The sequence below is a fragment of the Lancefieldella parvula DNF00906 genome (assembly GCF_000758945.1).
In the GTDB taxonomy this organism is placed as follows: domain Bacteria; phylum Actinomycetota; class Coriobacteriia; order Coriobacteriales; family Atopobiaceae; genus Lancefieldella; species Lancefieldella parvula_C.
In genome coordinates this window covers 1-10171 of record NZ_JRND01000001.1, presented here as the reverse complement: position 1 = coordinate 10171, position 10171 = coordinate 1, and the positions used below count along the sequence as shown (strand labels likewise).

The 10171-nt window shown below is 45.2% G+C and carries 8 protein-coding genes; 2 read left to right on the top strand and 6 right to left on the bottom strand.

Annotated features, from left to right (window positions below; all coding sequences use genetic code 11):
- The 3 genes from HMPREF1647_RS00035 to HMPREF1647_RS07100 all read right to left on the bottom strand — a co-directional run.
- On the bottom strand, nt 1-1065 hold a 1065-nt coding region (locus tag HMPREF1647_RS00035; RefSeq protein WP_081933282.1), incomplete at its 3' end, for an ABC transporter transmembrane domain-containing protein.
- A gap of 22 nt (nt 1066-1087) precedes the next feature.
- On the bottom strand, nt 1088-2272 hold the full coding sequence (locus tag HMPREF1647_RS00030) for a radical SAM protein (RefSeq protein ID WP_035430901.1): 1185 nt from the start codon (nt 2270-2272) through the stop codon (nt 1088-1090).
- A gap of 81 nt (nt 2273-2353) precedes the next feature.
- A complete protein-coding gene (locus tag HMPREF1647_RS07100) occupies nt 2354-2476 on the bottom strand; it encodes a hypothetical protein (protein ID WP_262363759.1) in 123 nt (40 codons plus the stop codon).
- Between the two features lie 110 nt (nt 2477-2586).
- Here HMPREF1647_RS07100 and HMPREF1647_RS00025 point away from each other — a divergent pair, with 110 nt between their 5' ends.
- A complete protein-coding gene (locus HMPREF1647_RS00025; protein WP_035430898.1) occupies nt 2587-3408 on the top strand; it encodes an AraC family transcriptional regulator in 822 nt (273 codons plus the stop codon).
- A 5-nt stretch (nt 3409-3413) separates the two neighbouring features.
- Here the strand turns inward: HMPREF1647_RS00025 and HMPREF1647_RS00020 are convergent, their stop codons facing one another.
- From HMPREF1647_RS00020 to ileS, 3 genes are read right to left on the bottom strand one after another with little or no spacing between them, the layout of a single operon-like run.
- On the bottom strand, nt 3414-4424 hold the full coding sequence (locus HMPREF1647_RS00020; RefSeq protein ID WP_035430895.1) for an RluA family pseudouridine synthase: 1011 nt from the start codon (nt 4422-4424) through the stop codon (nt 3414-3416).
- On the bottom strand, nt 4417-4896 hold the full coding sequence (gene lspA, locus HMPREF1647_RS00015) for a signal peptidase II (RefSeq protein ID WP_262363758.1): 480 nt from the start codon (nt 4894-4896) through the stop codon (nt 4417-4419). The genes HMPREF1647_RS00020 and lspA overlap by 8 nt, the downstream gene beginning before the upstream one ends.
- A 39-nt stretch (nt 4897-4935) precedes the next feature.
- Nucleotides 4936-7734 (bottom strand): isoleucine--tRNA ligase, encoded by a 2799-nt coding sequence (gene ileS, locus HMPREF1647_RS00010; RefSeq protein ID WP_035430889.1) that lies wholly within the window; start codon nt 7732-7734, stop codon nt 4936-4938.
- A gap of 466 nt (nt 7735-8200) precedes the next feature.
- On the opposite strand from ileS, the gene ftsH reads away from it, so the two are divergent.
- On the top strand, nt 8201-10135 hold the full coding sequence (gene ftsH / locus HMPREF1647_RS00005; protein ID WP_035430886.1) for an ATP-dependent zinc metalloprotease FtsH: 1935 nt from the start codon (nt 8201-8203) through the stop codon (nt 10133-10135).
- The last annotated feature ends 36 nt before the right edge of the window (nt 10136-10171 follow it).

Sequence of the window (10171 nt, the reverse complement as noted above, 5' to 3'; positions counted from 1 at the left end):
ACTGAGAGCTTGTGTATGGAAAAGCTCTGGTCCTTCTGGAGTAGCTAAAAGAGTTCCCTCTCCTATATTTACAGCTGGTTTAAGTGAAGAATTCCAAAGCTTCTCATAACCTGAAGGCTCTTGGGATTCTTTCTCATGCTCAAGATAAACATCAATATCCGCTTTTGCTGCAAGATATGAGCTTTTAACAGAACAAATCGTATCAAGCGGTTCGCTCAATACTGACAAAATCAGATAGGCGGCTAAAATCTCTCCAACACTCATCTGACCTATAGAAAGCAGCATAACACCTGTAATTATGGCTACGACTTGCGTGAAATTTGAAAGCGCTGATGGAAGGTTCTTTGATAAAGCAGTAAAAAAACTACTTCTTTTTACATAGAGGAAATACTCATCATTAGCCGCCTCATAAGCATTTTCAAAATAGTTCTCTGCTCGTAGCATATTAATCGAGAACTTTTCCTCAATTATGCGCCTACCGATATCCAGCCAGCCTTCTCGTTTTTTCATTGACTCGGTCAAAATCTCATTTGTTTTCTTGCTCGGATAATCAATAATCACCAAGTAAAAAGGGATATATAGCAAGACAAGCAAACCAATCCATGGATTTACCGTAAATGCCACAATTGCCAAAACAATAACTGCTAAAAGACCACCTAAAAATTCAACACTTACTGCAATTTGAACACCACTGAAGACAAAGGCTGCCATAGTGACTACATTAAGATAGTGTCCGGTTTTCTTTTTTGAAAAAACACGAAGAGACATCTTTAAGAATTCCGATATCGCTACCTCAGAACTAGCAACCGCAGCTTCTAAATTGAGCTTTTGTGGAATCCAAACAGTGAGAAAAAAGCTTAAGCAAAGCGTTACAAGCGAAAGGAGCAACAACAGCCCTAGCTTTTGCCAAACACCGTCAACAGCTTGCACATTAAGCATACTATCAATTAAATCGCCTGTAAAAATACCCAGCACTGCAACAGCAATATATCCAATTGCCAAACCAAGGGCAGATAGAAGCATTTGTTTTCGTATAACAAATAAGTGAGAGAGACGATTATTCATACTCATCATTTCCAAAACATCATTAGCTTAAAAACGCAGTGAGTAATTCAGGCAATATATATTTTTCAGGAATACATGAACTATTACTCTGTTTATGTACTCTACATGGGCCAAGGCAGAATGGCAGGCATTTACATTCCTGACAATCCCTTGACAGCGAAATATGAGGACGCCTACTACTCAGCAAGTCCTTATCAATAGACTTTCCGTCACTTTCTGAACAAAAATATTTAATCATTCCAGGCCCAAGACAAACGGCTTTATTGATTGAAAAGGGACACGGAGTTGTAGCCGGCTTCGGAAGATTGAGTCTCAAATTGTGATTCTTTTTATACGTAAGTATTGTCATATACGCCCTTGCATATTCTTCTTGAGTCAATTCAGATATGGCGGAATTATTTTTTACATTTTTCATTCGCGCAACTTCAAACTTAACTCGCGAAGCATCAAAGGACGAAATGCCTAAGATATCATCAAATACATTATCGAACGATTTTATATTCTCTTTACATACATTAAAGCGAACCTCAACTTTTGAATTACTATTCTTAAGAATACAATCAAGAAGATCAAGCTGATTAGCATATGAGAATGCGGGCATCTTTCTAAAACGATTGTGCCAAAGTGCATTACCATCAAACGTCAGACGTATTAAGTTAAACTGAACTTTTTGTAGAATATCAACCGAAAGCATCGAACCATTTGTGGAGATATTTGACTGATACCCTTTGCTGTACTTCCGTGCAATACTTTTAATCGAGCTATCTAGATTGATTAAGATATCGCTATTCATCAAGGGTTCTCCGCCAAAGTAGTTAACCACTATTGACTCGATATCACCTCCAAGCCATTCATCAACTTGAGCAGTCAGACGGGTAGCATCCTCTACAGAAAAGTCCTTATGGCAATGATTTTGATAGCAGTATACGCAACCAAAATTACAGTTATTAGTCAAAACTACAGTTATATAAAGCGTCTTTATAGGAGCATCTATTTTCTTATTAATCTTTTCAATAAGTTCAAACACCTCGTCTGTAGTATCTCTAACAATAACTCCATTATCCAATAAAACAGCTAGTTCTTCCTTTGTTGCACGTAAAGGATAGTCTCTATCCATTTGAATGAGGGAACCAGATGAAGTATTGAATACATAATTCTTTCCACTACAGTTAAAATATTCATTAAAGATTGAATTTTTATATTTCATTACTTTCCCTCATTTAACTTAAAGAATCTATCCTAAGAGAGATGGCGGGCGATTGTGAGCCCACAATCGCCCCCAAAAGCGCTACTCAACAATAACTCCGATGACACAGTTGTGGGTATCAACGGTAGGGTTATCTTCAAGCTCGCTTGCAGAAATAATAACTTTCATGCTCAGCCTCCTTTCCAAAACATTAATTACCTGCACTTATAGAATAAGAACTTAATAAATTCTTTAAGGTTAAATGCGGTTTCTCGTATAAAATTGCGTTATCACCCTATAATTTGACGCAGGAAAATATCGTTGAAAGGCTGATTATGAGCGAAAAGCGACTAACTCAAGCACTTCAAAATATACTTTCCAATGGAAAGTCTCTTGCTCAAGGCGGTGCTTCAAATGTCATTTTGAGTGCACACTACGAAACAGAAGAATCTGCTAACCCTCATATCAGAGGATTTTTTACACTCACTTCTGCTTTTGATTTAGCAAATTTAGGCCAATTTTCTACAAAACCTTATGGAGACGACATTGTGAGTCTCTCAATACTTGCTCGTAAAAACTATTTTGGAAGTTTTCTATTCTTTCTAATGCCTTCATCAGAAGATTTCTTTACTTTTACTACAAACCTAATATCAAATAAAAATACACTGCCGCAAAATATTCATCCAGCTGATATTGAACAAATTTATACACTTTATACTCAGATAATCATTACCTATTCCGAAAGAAAACCAAATTGGGAAGCTATCGTTACCTCATTACTTATAACACTTATTACCTGCCTCTCTCCTGATGCTCACTATACGTTCACTCCAGGTAACACTAATGAGACGGTCGCTCTTATCCTTAATGAAATAACCGCTCATTCAGAAAGTATTACACTTGCTAAACTTTCAGAAAAATATTCTTATACACCAACTTATCTCTCTGAACTTCTCAGACAAAAATGTGGCAAAACTTTTTCTGAACTTGTATTAGAACAAAGAATGGAACGAGCAAAAACGCTGTTAATTCATACCAAATTGCCTGTCTCTACTATTTCTTCAATGATTGGCTATGGTGGAACAACAGAGTTTTATAGGAAATTTAAAGACTACTTTTCTCTTACACCACGTGAAATGAGAAGCGAAACTTTTTAGTCATATTACAGCTGTGGACAAATCTCATTTCCTACAGAAGTTCTTCCCATAGACATAGTGCTCTGAGAAATAAGTGCTTCTTGTAGGTCTTCTGGCAATGTATCTGCTACCACGATATTCTCGCCCGTAAAGGGGTGTTCAAATTGAACGTGCCAGGAGTGTAAAAACTGCCGGTTAAGTCCAAGGTTAAGGCTTGTATCTTTTTTACCGTAAAGCTGATCGCCGACAACAGGATGACCAATGTGGCGCATGTGAACTCTAATCTGGTGTGTGCGGCCTGTATAGAGATGGCACTCCAGAAGCGAGTAACCCTCGCCTTTTCTGCCCGCTTCAAAGCGCTCAAGCGTTCTAAAGGTGGTAATGGCCTCTCGTGCGCCAGGCGCGTTTGATACGGTCATTTTGAGACGGTCTCGCGTTGAGCGAGCAATGCCCGTTTCAATGGTGCCAGAATCGTGGGCAACATAGCCTTGCACCAACACAATGTAGCGTCGATCAAGCACGCGCAGCCTAATGAGGTCTTGAAGAGCCTTTTGCGCCTCGTCTGACTTTGCTGCCAGCATAAGACCAGACGTATCCATATCAAGACGATGCACAATACCAGGACGTTCTTCTCCCTGAAGCATTCCTAAGTGCTCGTAGCCACAGTGTGCTACCAGCGCATTTGCCAGGGTGTCATCAACGTGGCCAGGAGATGGATGACAAACAAGGCCAATCTGCTTGGAGAGCACTATGAGGTACGGGTCCTCAAAGCGAATATCAAGGGGAATATCTGGATTTGGACGTAAAAGCCCTGTTTGAGGCTGGGCGTCTGGAAGAGACACTAAGAGTCTATCGCCCAACATAAGTTTTTCTGACTTGGAGGTAGCCAGCGTAGCGTTGATGGTTACTCTTCCCTCTTCTACCAGCTTTGCGCAGGCACTTCTTGAAGGGAGTGTATCTTGGGCAGAAAGGAACGCATCTAATCTGACGCCGTCCCCTTCTGGTCCAACTAGTATGTCAACGATACGCTCATTCATTGCCACTACCTTGCTGTTGCTTTTTGTCCCAGATTATCCAGTACACAAAAGCAATAAGGATGCCACAGGTCACAAAGATATCCGCCACATTAAACACGGCAAAATTAACAAACGTTGTAGCAAAGAAATCAGTAACCTGACCATACAAAACACGGTCAATAGCGTTACCAATTCCGCCACCTGCGACACCTCCCAAAAGCGCAATAAGCGGCAGCGGGAGGTTCTTCTCGCGAACTACAAAGCCCACAAGAGCGGCGATAACCACGGCAGTAAGAGCCACAAAAAAGAGGGCATTTCCAGAGCCCACAGAAAACGCTGCACCGGTGTTACTTACGTGGAAGAGCTCCATAACACCTGGGATAAAAGGTACTGCGGTTCCCTCTGGAATTGAGGTTCGTACCCAGAGCTTGGTTACCTGGTCAAGCACACAGGCAACAACGCCCGCCCCGCAGAGAACTGCAAGGCGGGTCACTAGTGTGTGAGTTGTATGTTGCTGCTGGTCAGTGTTCATTTACGCAACAACGTCGTGGCAGCGGTGGCAAAGGTGATCCTCACCAAGCTCGCGATAGTTCCAGCAACGGTCACAGCGCTCGCCATTTGCAGGATAGACACTTACGCTCAGCTCAGAACCTTCGGAGACGGTAACCTCAGAGCAGACAAATGCTTCAGCAAAGTCAAGGCCAGCATGAGAAATGGATGCAGCCTGCTCAGCGGTAAGGGTAACCTCTGCACGAGTAGCCTGCGTGGTCTTCTCGGTAACAACACCTGCCTCAAGAGCGGTCTCGTATGCCTTAGTGTATGCGGCGCGAGCATCAACCAGTACCTGATATGCAGGAAGCAGTGCAGTGTACTCGTCAGTGCTCATAGGAGCCTTATACCAGTCGAGAAGAGCTGCGTACTTCTGACCGTCACGCATAGACTCTGGCAGGAACTGCATAGCCTCGTCGGTGGTGTAAACCAGAATTGGCTGCAGGTCATGAACAAGCATGGAGAGAATCTCTGCCCAAACAGTCTGAGCGCTTCTGCGTGTTGCAGAGTCTGCAGCATCGCAGTACATACGGTCCTTAGTTGCGTTCAAATAACCGTTGGAAAGCTCAATGATGTAATCGTAGAGGGTGCGGAAGACATTGTTGAAGCGATATCCCTCGTAAGCCTCGGTAACTGCAGCATGAACCTCGCACATACGGGCAAGAACAAGACGGTCGTACTCTTCAAGGTCTGCCACAGCAACTGCATCGCTAGCAGGATCAAACTGGCCCTCAAGCTCTCCAAGAAGGAAGCGAAGGGTGTTTCTGAACCTACGGTATGCATCGCCTACCTGGGAAAGAATAGCGTCATCGCAAGGAACGTCAGTTGAAGTGTCAACAGAAGCAACCCAAAGACGCAGGACGTCTGCGCCACGTTCAGCACAAACGGCATTTGGATCAATGACATTGCCCAGAGACTTACTCATCTTGCGCCCCTGGCCATCAAGCGTAAAGCCCTGTGAGACAACAGACTTGTAAGGAGCAACTCCGTAAGCTCCAACAGAAGTCATGAGAGAACTCATGAACCAACCACGGTGCTGGTCGGAGCCCTCAAGATACATATCAGCTGGGAACTTAAGGTTTGGACGGTGTTTGCAAACAGCAGTGTGAGAAACACCAGAATCCCACCAAACGTCCAGAATGTCCTTGTTTGCCTTGAGATTGTGGCCGCCACACTTAGGACAGACGCAAGCGTCTCCTAAATAGGCCTTAGGATCGTCGGTAAACCAAGCATCAGAGCCCTTCTCGCGGAAAAGCTTGATGACAGCGTCAAGTGTCTGGTCATTGATAACGGTTTCGCCGCAATCCTCGCAGGTGAAAGCAGGGATTGGAACACCCCAGTTACGCTGCCTAGAAATACACCAGTCAGGACGGCCTTCAACCATAGAACCAATACGCTTTACCGCGTTTGCAGGATAGAACTTAACCTTTGTAAGCTCCTCTGCTGCCTGCTGACGCAGACCAGTCTTATCCATGGAGACAAACCACTGGCTTGTTGCACGGAAGATAACGGGCTCTTTACAACGCCAGCAGTGTGGATAGCTGTGGGTAATCTCTTCTGCAAGAATGAGCGTTCCACGGTCTTTGAGCCACTGAACAATGACAGGATTAGCCTCATTGACCTCCATACCAGAGAAGGGGCCACCAGTGCCCTGACCGTCACCTTTGAAGAAGTGACCGTCATCATCAACAGGCATAGTCTGTGGAATATCAAAGCGAACACCGGCGTTATAGTCGTCTACGCCATGACCAGGTGCGGAGTGAACAACACCAGTACCGTCGTCAAGGGTAACGTACTCAGCGTAGATAAATCTACCAGTGTTACCAAGGTCACCAAAGATTGGCTGCTTATACTCATTGCCTGCAAGCTCAACACCAGTCTTCTTCCAAGTATTACCTTCTGCGTCCTGAGCAAGCTTCCAATCGGTATAACCAAACTTGGTAGCAGCTTTCTCTGCAAGAGCTTCAGCAACAATCTCTACGTGTCCATCAGGAAGCTCAAGAGCAACATAGTTAGCCTCAGGGTGCAGAATAACCGCCTCGTCGGCTGGCATTGTCCATGGAGTTGTAGTCCAGATGTCTACCCAAGTCTTACCCGCGTAAGCCTCAAGACCCTCAGGAACCGTGGTTAGCTCAAAGCGAACAAAGATTGCAGTAGAGGTGACATCGTGATACTCAATCTCTGCCTCAGAGAGAGCAGTGTGGTCATGAGTACACCAGTGAACAGGCTTGGTACCTCTATACACAGAGCCCTTGTCGTAGATTGCCTTGAAGATCTCAACATCAGTTGCGTCGTAATCGTTGACGTAAGTAAGATAAGGGTTATCCCACTCGCCCAGAACACCAAGGCGCTTAAAGCCCTGACGCTGGGTGTCTACCTGCTCAACCGCCATCTTGCGGCAGAGTTCACGGATCTTCTCGGTAGATAACTGATTGAACTTCTCTGTGCCAAGCGTCTGCTCAACCTTATGCTCGATTGGCTGACCATGGCAGTCCCAACCAGGAACATAAGGAGTCTGGAAGCCCTGCATAGCCTTATAGCGGTTGATGATGTCCTTGGAAATCTTATTCTGTGCGTGACCCAGGTGAATTGGACCGTTTGCATAAGGAGGTCCATCATGAAGGACAAACTTGTCATGTCCCTCATTCTTCTTCATCAGGAGTTCATAGACGTTGTTTTGGTCCCAATCAGCCAAACGCTGAGGCTCGTTCTGCGCAAGTGATGCGCGCATAGGAAAGCCTGTGTTTGGCAGGTTGGTGGTCTTTTTGTACTCGTTTGCCATCAAGCACAACCTTTCTGGGCACAAATAAAGCGCCCGTCCCTCACAGCTGGGACGAAGCGCCACAATACACTTCGTTGTAACCACCCAGCGACGGATATGTCCGTTTACTCGGCTGGCCTGTCACGGCGACCATTTCCGGCAGCATCTACTAGTACAAAAACCTGTACGTTTGAACTGCAGCTCCGAGGTGATGTTCACACGGACGCAAATGCGGACTTCCACCAACTCCGCTCGCTTGAGATTTGCGCTACCCAGCTACTGTCCTCATCACAGCTTGTGTAAGTAATACTACCACGTCTTGCACTCATTGAACTAAGTAATACACACGCTTAAACCGTTTTTAACAAATTATGCGGAATCCAAATTTTAAATTTTTATCGAAATAAAAAATGTAGATTGGGTAAAACAATTCCAATATCTAAGTGAGCTCATATCACATTTGAGCCAAACAGGTAAAGGGACGTGTATGGCAGATAACGATAACAAGCACCGTAGATCTATGTCGATGCTACTCTATATTGCAGTAGCCATCTTTGTATATCTCCTGCTTAGCAACACATTATTACCAGGGCTTCTGCGTCAACAGGTACAAACTGTCTCGTACAGTGAGTTCCTTAACAAGGTTGACAACAATGAAGTTACCAAGGTAGACCTTAATACGGGCAACAGAAACATTAGGTTCACAACTGGCTCTGGAGATTCCGAGAAGGTCTTTGAGACCACACAGTTCCCTAATGATGCAACACTGGTTCAGACGCTTAGAGACCACAAAGTTGATTTCTCGGCTTCTATTCCTGACAACTCTACAAATATGTTGCTCTATGCCCTTATTCAGTATGGAATCCCTCTTGTCATCTTCTTGGGCATTGGCTACTTTATCAACCGATCCCTTAAACGCGCCATGGGTGACGATGGTCCTTCCATGAACTTTGGCGGCGGCTTTGGAGGTCTTGGCGGCAATCTTGGTCGCTCAAGCGCCAAAGAAATTAAGGGAGAAGACACGGGCATTACGTTTAAAGACGTAGCTGGTCAAGAAGAGGCTAAAGAGTCTATGCAAGAGATTGTTAGCTTCCTTAAGACTCCTGATAAGTACAAAGAGATTGGTGCTCGCTGCCCTCGCGGCGCCTTGCTTGTAGGCCCTCCAGGTACTGGTAAGACCCTCATTGCTAAGGCAGTTGCTGGTGAGGCTGGCGTTCCTTTCTTCCAAATTGCTGGCTCTGAGTTTGTTGAGATGTTTGTTGGACGCGGTGCTGCAAAAGTCCGTGACCTCTTCAAGCAAGCAAATGAAAAGGCTCCTTGCATCATCTTTATTGACGAGATTGATGCGGTTGGTAAGCGCCGTGACGCTTCCCTTAACTCCAACGATGAGCGTGAGCAAACCTTAAACCAGCTGCTCTCTGAGATGGACGGCTTTGATAACCACAAGGGTATTGTTGTTCTTGCAGCAACCAACCGCCCTGAGACCTTGGACAAGGCACTTCTGCGTCCTGGCCGTTTTGACCGCCGTATTCCTGTTGAACTTCCAGACCTTAAGGGTCGTGAGGCAGTTCTTCAGATTCACGCCAATGATGTAAAGATGGAGCCAGGCGTTGACCTCTCTATTATTGCTAAGTCCACACCAGGCGCATCCGGAGCAGACCTCGCAAACATCATCAACGAGGCAGCTCTTCGTGCTGTTCGCTTTGGTCGTCGTCGTGTTACCACTGAAGATCTTGCTGAGTCCGTTGACGTTGTAATTGCCGGCGCAAAGAAGAAGAACACCGTTCTTTCTGAGCACGAGAAGGACGTTGTGGCTTATCACGAGACCGGTCATGCAATTGTTGGTGCCATTCAGAAAAACGATGCTCCTGTTACCAAGATCACCATTGTTCCTCGTACTGGCGGAGCTCTTGGCTTTACCATGCAGGTTGAGGATGATGAGCGCTATCTCATGAGCAAGAGCCAGGCTATGGATGAGATTGCCGTTCTCTGCGGTGGACGCGCAGCTGAAGAACTTATCTTTGGCGAGATGACCAATGGTGCTTCCAATGATATTGAGCGTGCAACAGCTATTGCTCGCGCTATGGTTACGCAATACGGCATGTCTGACAAACTTGGCATGGTTACCCTTAGCCAGCAGCAAAGCCGTTATCTTGGTGGTGGCTCTTCCCTCACCTGCTCTGAGGCAACCGCTGAAGAGATCGATGCTGAAGTTAAACGCATTGTTGAAGAGGGCCACCAGCGTGCACTCCAGACGCTTAAAGAGAACCGTTTCAAGCTGCATGAAATTGCTCACTACCTGCAGAAAAAGGAAACAATCACCGGCGAGGAGTTCATGAATATCCTCAAGCGCGAGAATACCTTTGCGCCAGTAGTTGAGAACACCAATGAGGAAGGCTCCTCTACTTCTTCAGCAGAGTAACTTTTTCTCATAAGTAAAGTTAAATGGCCGCCTACT

Coding starts and splice junctions, on each gene's coding strand:
- HMPREF1647_RS00020 (WP_035430895.1), bottom strand. CDS start 4,424: ATGAATGAGCGTATCGTTGACATACTAGTTGGACCAGAAGGGGACGGC.
- ftsH (WP_035430886.1), top strand. CDS start 8,201: ATGGCAGATAACGATAACAAGCACCGTAGATCTATGTCGATGCTACTC.
- HMPREF1647_RS00030 (WP_035430901.1), bottom strand. CDS start 2,272: ATGAAATATAAAAATTCAATCTTTAATGAATATTTTAACTGTAGTGGA.
- HMPREF1647_RS00025 (WP_035430898.1), top strand. CDS start 2,587: ATGAGCGAAAAGCGACTAACTCAAGCACTTCAAAATATACTTTCCAAT.
- ileS (WP_035430889.1), bottom strand. CDS start 7,734: ATGGCAAACGAGTACAAAAAGACCACCAACCTGCCAAACACAGGCTTT.